16 protein-coding genes are annotated in these 15,075 nt (G+C 74.7%); 2 read left to right on the forward strand and 14 right to left on the reverse strand.

Features of this window, described 5'->3' with window-relative positions:
• Positions 1-58: 58 nt before the first annotated feature.
• From NRO40_RS09090 to hrcA, 13 genes are all read right to left on the reverse strand, one after another.
• A complete protein-coding gene (locus tag NRO40_RS09090) occupies positions 59-412 on the reverse strand; it encodes a hypothetical protein (protein WP_058944700.1) in 354 nt (117 codons plus the stop codon).
• Positions 413-504: 92 nt separating this feature from the next.
• Positions 505-861: an MmcQ/YjbR family DNA-binding protein gene (locus tag NRO40_RS09095; protein ID WP_058944699.1), complete on the reverse strand. Its 357-nt coding sequence runs from the start codon at positions 859-861 to the stop codon at positions 505-507.
• Positions 858-2,153: a hemolysin family protein gene (locus NRO40_RS09100; protein WP_058944698.1), complete on the reverse strand. Its 1,296-nt coding sequence runs from the start codon at positions 2,151-2,153 to the stop codon at positions 858-860. Before NRO40_RS09100 ends, NRO40_RS09095 begins: the two co-directional genes overlap by 4 nt.
• Complete coding sequence (ybeY, locus tag NRO40_RS09105; RefSeq protein WP_228982569.1) at positions 2,150-2,647, reverse strand: rRNA maturation RNase YbeY; 498 nt, start codon at positions 2,645-2,647, stop codon at positions 2,150-2,152. The genes NRO40_RS09100 and ybeY overlap by 4 nt, the downstream gene beginning before the upstream one ends.
• Before the next feature lie 30 nt (positions 2,648-2,677).
• Positions 2,678-3,676: a PhoH family protein gene (locus tag NRO40_RS09110; RefSeq protein WP_079047529.1), complete on the reverse strand. Its 999-nt coding sequence runs from the start codon at positions 3,674-3,676 to the stop codon at positions 2,678-2,680.
• 156 nt (positions 3,677-3,832) lie between these two features.
• The gene (locus NRO40_RS09115; protein WP_232791286.1) at positions 3,833-4,954 is read right to left on the reverse strand and encodes a carbohydrate kinase family protein; all 1,122 of its coding nucleotides are present in this window, start codon (positions 4,952-4,954) and stop codon (positions 3,833-3,835) included.
• A gap of 195 nt (positions 4,955-5,149) precedes the next feature.
• Positions 5,150-6,154 carry an adenosine deaminase gene (locus NRO40_RS09120; protein ID WP_058945239.1) on the reverse strand — a complete coding sequence of 335 codons (1,005 nt, stop codon included), beginning with the start codon at positions 6,152-6,154 and terminating at the stop codon, positions 5,150-5,152.
• A gap of 6 nt (positions 6,155-6,160) precedes the next feature.
• Positions 6,161-7,066, reverse strand: a complete 906-nt coding sequence (locus NRO40_RS09125) for a ribonuclease Z (protein WP_058945249.1) — start codon at positions 7,064-7,066, stop codon at positions 6,161-6,163.
• Positions 7,067-7,071: 5 nt separating this feature from the next.
• A complete protein-coding gene (locus NRO40_RS09130; RefSeq protein ID WP_058945240.1) occupies positions 7,072-7,431 on the reverse strand; it encodes a histidine triad nucleotide-binding protein in 360 nt (119 codons plus the stop codon).
• Between the two features lie 213 nt (positions 7,432-7,644).
• Entirely contained in the window at positions 7,645-8,388 is a 744-nt protein-coding gene (locus NRO40_RS09135) for a 16S rRNA (uracil(1498)-N(3))-methyltransferase (RefSeq protein ID WP_058945241.1), read from the reverse strand.
• The gene (locus tag NRO40_RS09140) at positions 8,385-9,458 is read right to left on the reverse strand and encodes a nitronate monooxygenase (protein ID WP_058945242.1); all 1,074 of its coding nucleotides are present in this window, start codon (positions 9,456-9,458) and stop codon (positions 8,385-8,387) included. Before NRO40_RS09140 ends, NRO40_RS09135 begins: the two co-directional genes overlap by 4 nt.
• Positions 9,459-9,646: 188 nt before the next feature.
• Positions 9,647-10,780 (reverse strand): molecular chaperone DnaJ, encoded by a 1,134-nt coding sequence (gene dnaJ / locus NRO40_RS09145; RefSeq protein ID WP_058945243.1) that lies wholly within the window; start codon positions 10,778-10,780, stop codon positions 9,647-9,649.
• Positions 10,781-11,797, reverse strand: a complete 1,017-nt coding sequence (gene hrcA, locus NRO40_RS09150; RefSeq protein WP_058945244.1) for a heat-inducible transcriptional repressor HrcA — start codon at positions 11,795-11,797, stop codon at positions 10,781-10,783.
• 193 nt (positions 11,798-11,990) lie between these two features.
• Here hrcA and NRO40_RS09155 point away from each other — a divergent pair, with 193 nt between their 5' ends.
• On the forward strand, positions 11,991-12,728 hold the full coding sequence (locus NRO40_RS09155; RefSeq protein WP_058945245.1) for an MBL fold metallo-hydrolase: 738 nt from the start codon (positions 11,991-11,993) through the stop codon (positions 12,726-12,728).
• Positions 12,729-12,812: 84 nt separating this feature from the next.
• Positions 12,813-13,628, forward strand: a complete 816-nt coding sequence (locus NRO40_RS09160) for a DUF3097 domain-containing protein (protein WP_058945246.1) — start codon at positions 12,813-12,815, stop codon at positions 13,626-13,628.
• 191 nt (positions 13,629-13,819) lie between these two features.
• Here the strand turns inward: NRO40_RS09160 and hemW are convergent, their stop codons facing one another.
• Positions 13,820-15,061, reverse strand: coding sequence for a radical SAM family heme chaperone HemW (hemW, locus tag NRO40_RS09165; RefSeq protein ID WP_058945247.1), 1,242 nt, complete (start codon positions 15,059-15,061; stop codon positions 13,820-13,822).
• Positions 15,062-15,075 lie beyond the last annotated feature (14 nt).

Raw genomic sequence — 15,075 nt, forward strand, 5'->3', positions numbered from 1 at the left:
TACCGCGCGGGTCCGGCGGGCGCCGCCGGGGGCGGCCGGCGCCCGCCGGACCCGCCGGTCAGCCCGCCGTCACGGTGGCGCGCACGACCGCGTCCGGGCCGGCCAGCAGCACCGGGGTGGCCGGCCCGCCCAGGTCGCGGACCGCGGCGAGGTCGGCGTCGTCGAGGGCCGCGGCGTCCGAGACGACGGCCGCCGCCTCCAGTGACCGCGCACCGCTGGCCACGGCCATCGCCACGGCGGTGCGCAGCGCGCTGAGCCGGAGCGACTCCAGGGCGACCGTCCCGGCGACGTACGTGCGGCCGGTCTCGTCCCGTACCGCCGCCCCCTCGGGGACGCCGTTGCGGGCGCGGGCGCTGCGCGCCAGCGTGATGATCTTGCGGTCCTCGGGGTCGAGTTCGGTGCTCTGTGTCATGCCCCGAGCATAAGTCGGCGCCCGGCGCCCTCCCGAGGGCAGTCGGCCCACTCCCCGTCCGGGCGGAGGCGGTCCGCCCGGACGGAGTGCGCCTACGGCCGGTCCAGGCGGAGGCGGTCCGCCCGGGGGAGGCCGGCGACGACGAGGTCGTAGGAGTCCTCGACCAGCTCCCGGACGAGCGGCGCGGGCAGGGCGCCGACGGTGACGGTGTTCCAGTGCCGCTTGTTCATGTGGTACCCGGGGGCGATCAGCCCGGGGTGCTCGGCGCGCAGCCGCAGGGCGTCCTCGGGGTCGCACTTGAGGTTCACGGTGAGGGGCCGCGCGTCGAGCGCGCCGAGGGCGAACATCCGCCCGCCGACCTTGAAGACGGACGTCCCCGGGCCGAACGGGAACTCCTCCACCGCGGCGGTGAAGCCCAGGCACAACGCCCTCAGCCGCTCGGGCGTCACGCGGCCTCGTCCTCCGGCTCCGGCGGCAGCGGCTCGGCGAGGACCGTCACGATCCTGTTGCGGCGGCCGGCCGGGGACTCGGCGGTGAGCCGCAGCGCGCGGCCGTCGGGCAGGTCGACCACGGCCGACGCCCCGGCGATGGGCACGCGGCCCAGGGCCTTGGCGAGGAGTCCGCCGACCGTCTCGACGTCCTCGTCGTCGTAGGCGTCGAGCCCGAAGAGCTCGCCCAGGTCGCCGATGTCGAGCCGGGCCGTCACGCGGTAGCGGCCGTCGCCGAGCTCCTCGACGGGCGGCAGCTCCCGGTCGTACTCGTCGGTGATCTCCCCGACGATCTCCTCCAGGATGTCCTCGATGGTGACGATGCCGGCCGTGCCGCCGTACTCGTCGATGACGACCGCGACGTGGTTGCGCTCCTGCTGCATCTCGCGGAGCAGGTCGCCGGCGTTCTTGGTGTCCGGCACGAAGGCCGCGGCGCGCATGGCGGAGGAGACGAGGTCGGACTCGGCCTCGCGGTTGACGTGGGTCTTGCGGACCAGGTCCTTCAGGTACACGATACCGACGATGTCGTCCTCGTTCTCGCCGGTCACCGGTATCCGGGAGAAGCCGGAGCGCAGGGCGAGGGTGAGGGCCTGGCGGACGGTCTTGTACCGCTCGATGGAGACGAGGTCGGTGCGCGGCACCATCACCTCGCGGACCAGGGTGTCGCCCAGTTCGAAGACGGAGTGCACCATGCGGCGCTCGTCGTCCTCGATGAGCGACTCCTGCTCGGCCAGGTCGACCATGGCCCGCAGCTCCGCCTCGGACGCGAAGGGCCCCTTGCGGAAGCCCCTGCCCGGGGTGAGCGCGTTGCCGATGAGGATCAGCAGCTGCGGGACCGGCCCCATGACGCGGGCCAGCGGCAGCAGGACGTACGCCGCGGCCGTGGCGGTGTTCAGCGGGTGCTGCCGGCCGATCGTGCGCGGCGAGACGCCGACGGCGACGTACGACACGAGGACCATCACGCCGATCGCCACGACCAGCGCGACCCACGTCGTCGCGAACTCCTCCAGGCAGGCGTAGGTGACGAGCGCCCCGGCGGCCATCTCGCAGGCCACCCGGACGAGCAGCGCCACGTTCAGGTACCGGGTCGGGTCCGAGGCGACCTGGGCGAGGCGGGCCGCCCCGCGCCGCCCGGACCGCACGGCCTCGGCGGCGCGGAAGCTGGACACCCGGGCGAGGCCCGCCTCCGCGCACGCCGCGAGCCAGGCGACCACGACGAGCGCGACCGCGCCCAGGACGAGTTGACCGCTCATGACACGGTCGGCGCCGGGGAGGGGCCGGTCAGGCCCTTCTCCGCCCGCCAGCCGTCGACGATCGCCGCCTGGAGGCCGAACATCTCGGCCTTCTCGTCGGGCTCCTCGTGGTCGTAGCCGAGGAGGTGCAGCACGCCGTGGACGGTGAGGAGCTGGAGCTCCTCGTCCATGGAGTGCTGCGTGGGCGCCTCACGGCCCTGCCGCTCGGCGACCTCGGGGCAGAGCACGATGTCCCCGAGCAGCCCCTGCGGCGGCTCGTCGTCGTCCTTCGACGGCGGACGCAGCTCGTCCATCGGGAAGGACATGACATCCGTCGGGCCCGGCAGGTCCATCCACTGGATGTGCAGCTGCTCCATCGCCTCGGCGTCCACGACGATCACCGAGAGCTCGGACAGGGGATGGATGCGCATCCGCGCGAGGGCGTAGCGCGCGACGTCGAGGATCGCCTGCTCGTCGACCTCGGTGCCGGACTCGTTGTTGACGTCGATCGACATGGTGCTGTTTCGGTCTCTCGCTTCGGGTGGTCAACGCCCGTTTCGGGTGTCGTACTTCTCGTACGCGTCGACAATACGGCCGACCAGCTTGTGCCGGACGACGTCGTGGGACGTGAGGCGGGAGAAGTGGACGTCCTGGACGCCGTCCAGGATGTCCTGCACCTGCCGCAGACCGCTCCTGGTGCCGTTCGGCAGGTCGACCTGCGTGACGTCACCGGTGATGACGATCTTCGAGTCGAAGCCGAGCCGGGTGAGGAACATCTTCATCTGCTCGGGGTTCGTGTTCTGCGCCTCGTCGAGGATGATGAAGGCGTCGTTGAGCGTGCGGCCGCGCATGTACGCCAGGGGCGCCACCTCGATCGTGCCCGCCGCCATGAGGCGCGGGATCGAGTCGGGGTCGAGCATGTCGTGCAGCGCGTCGTACAGGGGGCGCAGGTACGGGTCGATCTTCTCGTAGAGCGTGCCCGGCAGGAAGCCGAGCCGCTCCCCCGCCTCGACGGCCGGCCGGGTCAGGATGATCCGGTTGACCTGCTTGGACTGCAGGGCCTGGACCGCCTTGGCCATGGCCAGGTAGGTCTTTCCCGTGCCGGCGGGGCCGATGCCGAAGACGATCGTGTGCTTGTCGATCGCGTCGACGTACCGCTTCTGGTTGAGCGTCTTGGGGCGGATGGTGCGCCCGCGGCTGGAGAGGATGTTCTGGGTGAGGACCTCGGACGGCGTCTCGGCCGCGGCCGCTCCCCCGGTCTCCTCCTTGAGCATGGCGATCGAGCGTTCCACCGCGTCCTCCGTCATGGGCTGCCCCGTGCGCAGCACCAGCATCATCTCGTCGAACAGCCGCTGGATGAGCGCCACCTCGGCGGCGTCGCCCATCGCGCTGATCTCGTTGCCCCGGACGTGGATGTCGGCGCGGGGGAAGGCCCGCTCGATCACGCGGAGCAGGGAGTCACCCGAGCCGAGCACGGTCACCATCGGATGCTTCGCGGGCACGGTGAAGTGGGCCCGTACCTGGTCTGTGGGTGTGTGAGTCATGGGCCGGCCTTCTGGCCTGCGCATACCTCCTGTTGCAGGGTTCTCGCCTGTCGACAACCACTGGACTGTCCAGGGTACGGCGTACCGCACGCATCCCCGAAGGCTTTTCGCAGGCTCGGCGGCGCCGCCCCGGCCTCGGGCGGAGCCGCCCCCGCCTCAGTCGGACCCGCGGAAGCCGATGGTGGGCACCGCCCGGCGCAGCGGCCACCGGCGGCCGGGCGGCGGCACGAGCGCGTCCAGGAAGCCGTACCGGCGCAGCGCCGCGGGTTCCTGGTCGGAGCAGCTCTGCACGTACTGCCACCACGCGGACACCTCGACCCAGCCGGGGGCGGAGAGCGACCCGCCGAACTCCTGCACGGAGAGCGCCGCCGTGAGCCCGGCGAACGCCAGCCGGTCGGCCAGCGGCCACCCGGCGAGGGTGCCGGTGACGAAGCCGGCGACGAAGACGTCCCCGGCGCCCGTGGGGTCGAGCGCCGTGACGGAGATGGCGGGCACCTCGGCGGTCTCGCCGGTGGCGCCGTCCACGGCGTAGGCGCCGTCGGCGCCGAGCGTCACGACGGCGAGCGGCACCCGGTCGGCGAGGGCGCGGGCGGCGGCCCGGGGGCAGTCGGTGCGGGTGTAGCGCATGGCCTCCTCGGCGTTGGGCAGGAACGCCCCGCAGTGCTCCAGCTCCGCCAGCGCCCCCAGATCCCACCGGCCGGTCTCGTCCCAGCCGACGTCCGCGAAGATCCGCGTGCCGTGGCGGGCGGCCCCGGCCACCCACTCCTCGGGGCGGCCGGGCACGAGGGAGGCCACGGCGGCACGCGCCCGCGGCGGGCAGGTGGGGACGGACCCCTCGGGCGGCGGGGCCTCGTGGCCGTGCGAGACCATCGTCCGCTCGCCGTCGTAGGCCATGGAGACCGTCACCGGTGAGTGCCAGCCGGGCACCGTGCGCGAGCGGGACAGGTCGATGCCCTCGCCGTCGGCGAGGGCGTCCCAGCAGTACTCGCCGTAGTGGTCGTCACCGAACGCGGCGGCCAGGGAGGTCCGCAGGCCGAGCCGGGCCAGGGCGGTGGCCATGTTGGCGACGCCGCCCGGGCTGGAGCCCATGCCGCGGGCCCAGGTCTCCGTCCCGCGGACGGGGGCGCTGTCGAGACCGGTGAAGACGATGTCCAGGAACACCGTGCCGGTGAGGAAGACGTCGCACTCGGGGTCCTCGGGCGTGCGGAGCCCTCCGAGCGGGTCGACACCGGCGGTGTGCTGGTGCTGCTGTCCTCCGATGGGCTCGGGTGTGGTCACGGCGGGCTCCCCGGTCGCGCGGTGCGGTTCCGGCCAGTCTGCCCGATCCGTCCCGCGTACGCCCCGGGATCCCCACCGGCACCAGCGCACCGGCCGGCGCCCGGCGCGCGTACCCGGCGCGGGCGGGGACGGGGGCGGGGCGAGCCGGGGGCCGGCGGGGCGGGACCGGGGGGGGCGGGGTCCCTGGCGCCGGGCTCAGTCGAAGGTGTAGGCGTCGACCTCGGCGAGGTAGCGGGCGCGCAGGGCCTCGTCGTCGTCGAGGAAGGCCGCCTCGAAGGAGTTCCGGGCGAGCCGGCGCAGGTCGTCCGGGGTGAGGCCGAGCGCCTCGCGGACGGCGTGGAACGTCTCGCCCACGTAGCCGCCGAAGTACGCCGGGTCGTCGGAGTTGACGGTGACCATGAGGCCGGCGTCCATCATGGCCCGCAGCGGGTGGTCCTCCAGGACGTCCACGGCGCGCAGCCGGACGTTCGACAGCGGGCACAGGGTGAGCGGCACCCGCTCCCGCACCAGCCGCTCGACCAGCTCCGGGTCCTCCATGGCGCGCAGGCCGTGGTCGACCCGCTCCACGCCGAGGACGTCGAGGGCCTCGCGGACGTAGGCGGGCGGGCCCTCCTCGCCGGCGTGGGCGACCTTCCGCAGCCCCATCGCGCCGGCCGCCTCGTACACCTCGCGGAACTTCGCGGGCGGGTGGCCGACCTCGGCGGAGTCCAGGCCGACGCCGGTGATGTGCCGCAGGTACGGCCGGACCGACTCCAGCGTCTCCATCGCGGACTCGGCCGGCAGGTCGCGCAGGAAGCACATGATGAGCCGCGTGGTCACGCCGTGCCGCTCCTCGGCCCGCTCCAGGGCCCGGGCGAGGCCCTCGACGACCGTGCCGACGGGCACGCCGCGGGCGGTGTGGGCCTGCGGGTCGAAGAAGACCTCGGCGTGGCGGACGCCCTGGGCGGCGGCGCGGGCCAGGTAGGCGTCGGCGAGCTCGGTGAAGTCGTCCGCGGTGCGCAGGACGGCCATGAGCGCGTAGTACAGGTCGAGGAAGGACTGCAGGTCGCCGAAGCGGTACGCCTCGCGGAGCTCGTGGGTGTCGGCGAAGGGCAGGTCGACGCCGTTGCGGGCGGCGAGGGCGAAGGCCAGCTCGGGTTCGAGGGTGCCTTCGATGTGCAGGTGCAGTTCGGCCTTGGGGAGGTTCTCGGGGAGGTTCATCGCTCTCTACGGGCGCTTGGGGAGGGGGATGCGGACGAGGTCCTCGGCGATGGTCAGTTCGCCGTCGAACCCGGCGGCGCGGGCCTGCCGCTCGAAGGCGGCGGGGTCGGCGTAGCGCTGCGAGAAGTGGGTGAGGACCAGGTGGCGGACGCCCGCGTCGCGGGCGACGGAGGCGGCCTGCCCGGCGGTCAGGTGGCCGTGCTCGACGGCGAGGTCGGTGTCCTCGTCGAGGAAGGTCGACTCGATGACGAGGAGGTCGCAGCCCTCGGCGAGGGCGTGCGCGCCGTCGCAGAGTCGGGTGTCCATGACGAAGGCGAAGCGCTGGCCGCGCCGCACCTCGCTGACCTCGTCGAGCCGCACCCCGCGCAGGACGCCCTCGCGCTGGAGGATCCCGACGTCGGGGCCCTGGATGCCGTGGGCGGCGAGCCGCGCGGGCAGCATGCGGCGGCCGTCGGGCTCGGTGAGGCGGTACCCGAACGACTCGACGGGGTGCGACAGGCGCCGCGCCTCCAGGGTGTAGCCGGGCGTCTCGGCGACGGGGCCGTCGGCGGCGACCGGCGCCTCGACGATGTCGGCGCGCTCGCGGTAGGCGGTGGCGTACCGCAGCCGTTCGAAGAACCGTTGGCCGGAGGCCGGGTAGTGCGCGGTGACCGGGTGCGGCACCTGGTCGAGGTTGATGCGCTGGATGACCCCGGCGAGGCCCAGGGAGTGGTCGCCGTGGAAGTGGGTGACGCAGATCCGGTCGATGTCGTGGGCGGCGACGCCGGCGCGGAGCATCTGGCGCTGGGTGCCCTCGCCGGGGTCGAAGAGGATGCCCTCGCCGTCCCAGCGGAGCAGGTAGCCGTTGTGGTTGCGGTGGCGCGTGGGTACCTGGCTCGCGGTACCCAGCACGACGAATTCGCGTACGGACACGGTGGCTACCCGGGGGGCCATTCCAGGCCGCGTCCGCCGATGACGTGCGCGTGCGCGTGGAAGACGGTCTGGCCGGCGCCGGTGCCGGTGTTGAGGACGACGCGGTACCCGCTGCCGGCGATCTTCTCCTGCGCGGCGACCTCGCCCGTCTCGCGCAGCACGTCGGCGGCGATCTCCGGCGCGGCGGCGGCGAGCGCGGCGCCGTCGGGGTGGTGCGCCTTGGGGATGACCAGGACGTGGGTGGGGGCCTGGGGGTTGATGTCGCGGAACGCGAGGGTCGTCTCGGTCTCGCGGACGACCTGCGCGGGCACCTCCCCGGCCACGATCTTGCAGAACAGGCAGTCACTCCGCGGCTCTTCGGCCATGCTGGCGGCCCTTCCTCGACTCCGGCGGCGGGTACGGGCGTACCCGACTGATTCGTTCCGTACCCTATCGCCGCGCGGCCCGCCGGACCGGGCGGGCGTCGGGCGCGGGACGTGGGACTTCGGGTGCCGGGGTGTCGCGGGTGCCGGGGTGTCGCGGGTGCCGGGCGCCCGGGGCGAGGGGCCCGGGGCGAGGGGTGCCCCGGGCGGCGGGCGTCAGGACCAGCGGCCGGTGCGTCCCAGCAGCAGTGCCGCCGCCGCCGTGCCGGCCGTGGAGGTGCGCAGCACGCTGCGGCCGAGCCGGTACGGCTTGGCGCCCGCCTCCGCGAAGGCGGCCAGTTCGTCGGGGGCGACGCCCCCCTCGGGACCGACGACCAGCACGATATCGCCGGTCGCCGGCAGCGGCGCGGTGGCCAGCGGTTCGGCGCCCTCCTCGTGGAGCACGGCCGCGAAGTCCGCCTCCGCGAGCAGCCGGGCGACCTGGCGGGTGCTCGCCGCGTCGGCGACCTCCGGGAACCGGAGCCTGCGGGACTGCTTGCCCGCCTCGCGCGCGGTGGCGCGCCACTTCGCCAGGGCCTTCAGACCGCGCTCGCCCTTCCACTGGGTGATGCACCGGGACGCCGCCCACGGCACGACCGCGTCGACGCCGGTCTCGGTCATGGTCTCCACGGCCAGCTCGCCCCGGTCGCCCTTGGGGAGCGCCTGCACCACGGTGATGCGCGGCGCGGGCGCGGGCTCGTCGCGCACCTCGGCGACGGCGACGTCGAGGCGGTCCTTGCCCTCGACGGCGGCGACGGTCCCGTACGCGCCGCGCCCGGTGCCGTCCGTCAGCACGATCTCCTCACCGGTGCGCAGGCGGCGTACCGACACGGCGTGCCGCCCCTCCGGCCCGTCCAGGGCGACGGTCGCGCCGGGGGCGGCGGCCGCCAGGTCCTCGACGACGAAGACGGGGGCGGTCATGACGCTCCTCCCACGGCCAGCGCCGTGAGCGCGGACCGGAGTTCCGAGTGGAGTACTTCGACGAGCTGCCCGGCGGGCAGCTCCCGGGCGAGGCGGTGACCCTGGCCCGCCCACAGGGCCATGGCCTGCGGGTCGCCGGCCGCGGCGGCGGCCTTGCGCACCGGGCTGGTCAGGTGGTGCACCTCGGGGTAGGCGGCCGGGGCGTACGGCCCGTGCTCCCGTACGAACCGGTTGACCAGGCCCCGGGCCGGGCGTCCGGAGAAGGCCCGGGTCAGTTCGGTGCGCGTGAAGAGCGGATCCGTCATGGCCCGCTTGTGCAGGGGGTGCGCGCCGGACTCGGGGCAGACGAGGAAGGCGGTGCCGAGCTGCGCGGCCTCGGCGCCGGCGGCGAGGACCGCGGCGATCTGGGCGCCGCGCATCAGACCGCCGGCCGCGATCATCGGCAGGGACACGGCCTCGCGGACCCGGGTGACCAGCGCGAGGAGGCCGATCCCGGCGGCAGCGCTCTCGGGGTCGTCCCGGTGGGTGCCCTGGTGGCCGCCGGCCTCGACGCCCTGGACGCAGACGGCGTCGGCGCCGGCCAGCTCGGCGGCCCGCGCCTCGTCGGGGCTGGTGACGGTCACGATCGTGCGGGTGCCGACGCGCGCGAGGGCGTGCACGGTGTCGCGGGTGGGGCAGCCGAAGGTGAAGGAGACGACCGGGACGGGGTCGTCGAGGAGGATGGCGAGCTTCGCGTCGTACCCGTCGTCCCGGCCCGCGTCGGGGTCGCCGAGGGGGGTGTCGTACCAGGTGGACTCGCCGGCCAGCTGGTGGCGGTAGACCTCGACGGCGGCGGGGTCGGCCTGGCCGGGCTGCGGCATGAACAGGTTGACGCCGAAGGGGCGCGCGGTCAGCGCGCGGACCTGCTGGACCTCCTGGTACATGCCGTCGGCCGTCTTGTAGCCGGCGGCGAGGAACCCGAGGCCGCCCGCCTCACAGACGGCGGCGACGAGCGGGGGGCAGGAGGCGCCACCGGCCATGGGGGCCTGCACGATCGGGTGGGGGCAGAGATCGGTCAGCGCGGAGGGCATGCACGCATGGTGTCACGCCCCCGCGCAGCCGCCGAATCCCCTGTTCCGCCCGTCAGGGAGCGGCGCGCCGGGCCTGGCGGAGGCCGCCACCCGCAGCGCCCGCGCCTCCGGCGGGCCGCCCGCGCGGGGCACCCGTGGGTCCGGCGGAGGCTCCCCGCGACGCCGCGGGGAGCCGTCACACGCGTGGGCTAGCGCCCGTTGAACGCGTCCTTCAGCCGGGAGAACAGGCCCTGCTGGCCGGGGGCGAACTGGCCGGTGGGCCGCTCCTCCCCGCGCAGCTCCGCCAGCTCCCGCAGCAGGCGCTCCTGCTCGGCGTCGAGCTTGCTCGGCGTCTGCACCTCGACGTGGACGATCAGGTCGCCGCGGCCGCCGCCCCGCAGGTGCGTGACGCCCCGGCCGTGCAGCGGGATCGACTGGCCGGACTGCGTACCCGGCCGGATGTCGACCTCCTCGACCCCGTCGAGCGTCTCCAGCGGCACCTTCGTGCCGAGCGCGCCCGCCGTCATCGGGATGGTGACCGTGCAGTGCAGGTCGTCACCGCGCCGCTGGAACACCGGGTGCGGCAGTTCGTGGATCTCGACGTACAGGTCGCCCGCCGGGCCGCCGCCGGGGCCGACCTCGCCCTCGCCGGCCAGCTGGATGCGCGTGCCGTTGTCGACACCGGCCGGGATCTTGACCGTGAGCGTGCGGCGGGACCGCACCCGGCCGTCGCCCGCGCACTCGGGGCACGGCGTCGGCACGACCGTGCCGAAGCCCTGGCACTGGGGGCAGGGGCGGGACGTCATGACCTGGCCCAGGAAGGACCGCGTCACCTGCGACACCTCACCGCGGCCGCGGCACATGTCGCACGTCTGCGCCGAGGTGCCGGGCGCGGCGCCCTCGCCGGAGCAGGTGGTGCACACGACGGCCGTGTCGACCTGGATGTCCTTCGTCGTGCCGAAGGCCGCCTCGTCGAGCTCGATCTCCAGCCGGATCATCGCGTCCTGGCCGCGCCGGGTCCGTGACCGGGGGCCGCGCTGGGACGCCGTGCCGAAGAAGGCGTCCATGATGTCGGAGAAGTTCCCGAAGCCGCCCGCCCCGAAGCCGCCCGCGCCACCGGCGCCGCCCGCCAGGGGGTCGCCGCCGAGGTCGTAGACCTGCTTCTTCTGCGGGTCCGACAGCACCTCGTAGGCGGCGTTGATCTCCTTGAACCGCTCCTGCGTCTTCGGATCGGGGTTCACGTCCGGATGCAGCTCGCGCGCGAGCCTCCGGAACGCCTTCTTGATCTCGTCCTGGGACGCGTCGCGGCGCACGCCGAGTACGGCGTAGTAGTCCGTGGCCACTTACGACTCCGCCAGGATCTGTCCGACGTAACGTGCCACTGCGCGTACCGCTCCCATCGTTCCGGGGTAGTCCATGCGGGTCGGTCCGACCACGCCGAGTTTGGCGACCGCCTCGCCGCCCGAACCGTAACCGACCGCGACGACGGACGTGGAGTTCAGCCCCTCGTGGGCGTTCTCGTGCCCGATGCGCACGGTCATGGCCGGGTCCGTCGCCTCGCCGAGCAGCTTGAGGAGCACGACCTGCTCCTCCAGCGCCTCCAGCACCGGCCGGATCGTCAGCGGGAAGTCGTGCCCGAAGCGCGTGAGATTGGCGGTCCCGCCGATCACCAGGCGCTCCTCGGTCTCCTCCACCAGCGTCTCCAGCAGCGTGGAGAGCACCGTGGAGACCGTGCCGCGGTCCTCCGCCTCGAAGGACTCCGGCAGATCCTGCACCAGCTGCGGCACGTCCGCGAAGCGCCGTCCGACGACCCGGCTGTTGAGCCGGGCGCGCAGGTCGGCGACGGACGTCTCGCCGATCGGGGCGGGGCAGTCGACCATGCGCTGCTCGACCCGTCCGGTGTCCGTGATCAGGACGAGCATCAGCCGGGCCGGGGCCAGCGACAGCAGCTCGACGTGCCGCACGGTGGACCGGGTCAGCGACGGGTACTGCACGACCGCGACCTGGCGGGTCAGCTGCGCGAGCAGCCGTACCGTCCGGCCCACGACGTCGTCGAGGTCGACCGCGCCCTCCAGGAAGTTCTGGATGGCCCGGCGCTCCGGTGACGACAGCGGCTTGACGCCGGCGAGCTTGTCGACGAAGAGGCGGTAGCCCTTGTCCGTGGGGATGCGGCCGGCGCTGGTGTGGGGCTGGGCGATGAAGCCCTCGTCCTCCAGCACCGCCATGTCGTTGCGCACGGTGGCCGGTGACACGCCGAGGTTGTGCCGTTCGGTGAGCGCCTTGGAGCCGACGGGCTCCTCCGTACCGACGTAGTCCTGGACGATGGCGCGCAGTACCTCGAGTCTGCGTTCACTGAGCACGGCGCACCTCCAGCTGGCTTTCGGTCTGCTGACGTCTGCTGGCACTCTTCGCGTCCGAGTGCCAGTCATCCCCGCGGCCAGTGTACGGCGCCGAGGTCAATGCCTGGCAAGGGCGATGCGTCGTGCCCGGTGGGCGCGGCGGCCGCTCACGGTACCGCGCGCCGGGCGGGGGCGTTGCCGATAGCGTCGAGGCATGGACGTCGCTTGGGAAGAGTTCGGTTGGGAGCGCCTCGCCCCCGGCGTGGGCCGCAGGCGGCTCCCGGGGTGGGACGCCACCGTGGGGCTCGTCGTCGGCGGGGCCGCGGTCCTGCTGTTCGACGCCGGGTCGACGCTGCGCGAGGGCGCCGCGCTCCGCGGTGAGGTGCAGGGGCTGCTGGGCGGCCGCCGCGTGACGCACATCGCACTCAGCCACCCGCACTTCGACCACGTGCTGGGCGCGGCGGCGTTCGCGGGCGCCCAGGTGTTCGGGGCGATGGGGCTCGACGAGGTGCTGGTCCGGGAGCGGGACGCGCTGCGGGCCGACGCCGTGCGGGAGGGCGTGTCCGAGCGGGAGGCGGGCGAGGCGGTGGACGTGCTGGTGCGTCCGCACCACCTGGTGTGCGCCGAGTGGACGCTCGACCTCGGGGACCGCCGGGTGCTGCTGGCGAACGCCGGCCCCGGCCACACCGGCCAGGACCTGGCGCTGCTGGTGCCGGGCGCGGAGGGGGACGCTCCGCCCGGGGTCGTCTTCTGCGGGGACCTCGTCGAGGAGTCGGGCGAGCCGCAGGCGGGGCCGGACGCCCTGCCCTCCCGCTGGCCGGCGGCGCTGGACCGGCTGCTTCGGCTGGGCGGTGAGGACGCCGCGTACGTGCCGGGGCACGGGGCGGTGGTCGACGCCGCGTTCGTACGGGCCCAACGCGATGAGCTGGCCCGGCGGTTCGCGGTGTCGTAGCGTCGGGCGCGTGCGCGCCGCCGCGCCCGGGGGACGTCCCCGGGGCGGGTCGGCGCCCGTCACGCACCCGGAGCCGAGAGAGTCATGCGCCGTTACGACCCCGATCTGACCCCGTCCTGGAAGAAGCCGGCCCCCGTGCCGGAGGTGCCCGCCGAACCGGACCTGGTGGTCGAGGAGGCGGGCAGCGGCTTCTGCGGGGCGGTGGTCCGGTGCGAGGCGGGGACGGTGACCCTGGAGGACCGGTTCGGCAAGCACCGGGTCTTCCCGCTGGTGCCGCGCGGGTTCCTGCTGGAGGGCCGCGTGGTGACGCTGGTCCGGCCGGCCTCCGGCGCTCCGGCGCGGCCGTCGCGCACGGCGTCCGGTTCCCTGGCCGTGCCCGGGGCGCGGGCCCGCGTGGCGCGGGCGGGGCGGATCTACGTCGAGGGGCGCCACGACGCCGAGCTGGTGGAGCGGGTGTGGGGCGACGACCTGCGCATCGAGGGCGTGGTCGTCGAGTACCTGGAGGGCGTCGACGACCTGCCGGCGATCGTGCGCGACTTCCGCCCCGGCCCGGACGCCCGGCTCGGGGTGCTGGTGGACCACCTGGTGCCCGGGTCGAAGGAGTCGCGGATCGCCGCGTCCGTGACCGACCCGCACGTCCTGGTCGTGGGGCACCCGTACGTGGACGTGTGGCAGGCCGTGAAGCCGTCGTCGCTCGGCATCCCCGCCTGGCCGGCGGTGCCGCGCGGCGAGGACTGGAAGACGGGCGTGTGCCGGGCCCTGGGCTGGCCGGAGAACACCGGCGCGGCCTGGCAGCGAATCCTCGGCGCCGTGCGCTCCTACCGCGACCTGGAGCCGGAGCTGCTCGGGGCGGTGGAGCGGCTCATCGACCACGTGACGGTCGGCACGCACGGCGGGTGAGGGCCGGCCCCCGGCCGCCGTCGGGCGGGGCCCGGCCGGGCCGGTGCGGCTGAGGTGGCGCCGGCGCGGGGTGACGGCGAGCCGGGGCTGCGGGCCGGTGCTGGTCGGTGGTGCCGGTGGGGCGGGTGGCGCCGGGACTGCGGGCCGGTGCCGGCGGCGGGGCCGTCGGTGCCGGTGGCGGGGCGGGTCGGTCAGTCGACCAGGTCCCGTACCACCGCGTCGGCGAGGAGCCGCCCGCGCAGGGTGAGGACGGCGCGGCCCTCCGCGTACGGCGCGGGCTCCAGCAGCCCGTCGCCGACCGCGCGCTCGGCTGCGGCCAGCCCGGCGGGCCGCAGCAGCGACAGCGGGCAGCCGTCCAGCAGGCGGAGCTCCAGCAGGACGCGCTCGACGCGCCGGTCCTCGTCGGACAGCAGCTCCCGCCCCGCGCCGGGCGAACGGCCCTCCGCGAGGGCGGCGGCGTAGGCGCCGGGGTGCTTCACGTTCCACCAGCGGACCCCGCCGACGTGGCTGTGCGCGCCGGGGCCCGCCCCCCACCAGTCGGCGCCGCGCCAGTACAGCTCGTTGTGCAGGCAGCGGCCCGCCTCGGAGGTCGCCCAGTTGGAGACCTCGTACCACGCGTACCCGGCGTCGGCGAGGACCGAGTCGGCGATCAGGTAGCGGTCGGCGTGCACGTCGTCGTCCGTCATCGGCACCTCGCCGCGCCGGATCCGGCGGGCGAGCCGGGTGCCCTCCTCGACGATCAGCGCGTACGCCGAGACGTGGTCCGGGCCCGCGCCGACGGCCGCTTCGAGCGAGGCGCGCCAGTCGTCGTCACTCTCCCCGGGGGTGCCGTAGATGAGGTCCAGGTTGACGTGATCGAAGCCGGCGGCGCGGGCCTCGGCGACGCACGCCTCCGGGCGGCCGGGCGTGTGGGTGCGGTCGAGCACCTTCAGGACGTGCTGCCGGGCGCTCTGCATGCCGAAGGAGATCCGGTTGAAGCCGCCCTCGCGCAGGGTCGCCAGGTAGGCCGGGTCGACGGACTCCGGGTTGGCCTCCGTGGTGATCTCCGCGTCGTCGGCGAGCCCGAACTCGTCGCGGATCGCGCCGAGCATGCGCACGAGGTCCCCGGCGGCGAGCAGCGTGGGCGTACCGCCGCCGACGAAGACCGTCCGCACCGGGCGGGGGTCGTCGCCGAGGACCTTGCGGGCGAGCCGTACCTCGTCGGCGAGGGTCTCCGCGTAGTTGTCACGCGAGGCGAGCACGCCGCCGGAGCCGCGCAGCTCGGTGGCGGTGTAGGTGTTGAAGTCGCAGTAGCCGCAGCGGGTGGCGCAGTACGGCACGTGCAGGTAGAACCCGAGCGGCCGGTCCGCGGCCCCGTGCAGGGCGGACGGGGGCAGCGCCCCGTCCTCGGGCATGGGCTCACCATCGGGCAGTACGGAAGGCATGGGGTCCATTGTCCGTCACCGCC

This window comes from Streptomyces changanensis, from assembly GCF_024600715.1.
In the GTDB taxonomy this organism is placed as follows: domain Bacteria; phylum Actinomycetota; class Actinomycetes; order Streptomycetales; family Streptomycetaceae; genus Streptomyces; species Streptomyces changanensis.

Excerpts from the sequence above, each read along its gene's own strand:
- NRO40_RS09090 (WP_058944700.1), bottom strand. The coding sequence starts at position 412 with ATGACACAGAGCACCGAACTCGACCCCGAGGACCGCAAGATCATCACG.
- NRO40_RS09100 (WP_058944698.1), bottom strand. The coding sequence starts at position 2,153 with ATGAGCGGTCAACTCGTCCTGGGCGCGGTCGCGCTCGTCGTGGTCGCC.
- ybeY (WP_228982569.1), bottom strand. The coding sequence starts at position 2,647 with ATGTCGATCGACGTCAACAACGAGTCCGGCACCGAGGTCGACGAGCAG.
- NRO40_RS09110 (WP_079047529.1), bottom strand. The coding sequence starts at position 3,676 with ATGACTCACACACCCACAGACCAGGTACGGGCCCACTTCACCGTGCCC.
- NRO40_RS09120 (WP_058945239.1), bottom strand. The coding sequence starts at position 6,154 with ATGAACCTCCCCGAGAACCTCCCCAAGGCCGAACTGCACCTGCACATC.
- NRO40_RS09130 (WP_058945240.1), bottom strand. The coding sequence starts at position 7,431 with ATGGCCGAAGAGCCGCGGAGTGACTGCCTGTTCTGCAAGATCGTGGCC.
- NRO40_RS09135 (WP_058945241.1), bottom strand. The coding sequence starts at position 8,388 with ATGACCGCCCCCGTCTTCGTCGTCGAGGACCTGGCGGCCGCCGCCCCC.
- NRO40_RS09140 (WP_058945242.1), bottom strand. The coding sequence starts at position 9,458 with ATGCCCTCCGCGCTGACCGATCTCTGCCCCCACCCGATCGTGCAGGCC.
- NRO40_RS09155 (WP_058945245.1), top strand. The coding sequence starts at position 11,991 with ATGGACGTCGCTTGGGAAGAGTTCGGTTGGGAGCGCCTCGCCCCCGGC.
- NRO40_RS09160 (WP_058945246.1), top strand. The coding sequence starts at position 12,813 with ATGCGCCGTTACGACCCCGATCTGACCCCGTCCTGGAAGAAGCCGGCC.
- hemW (WP_058945247.1), bottom strand. The coding sequence starts at position 15,061 with ATGGACCCCATGCCTTCCGTACTGCCCGATGGTGAGCCCATGCCCGAG.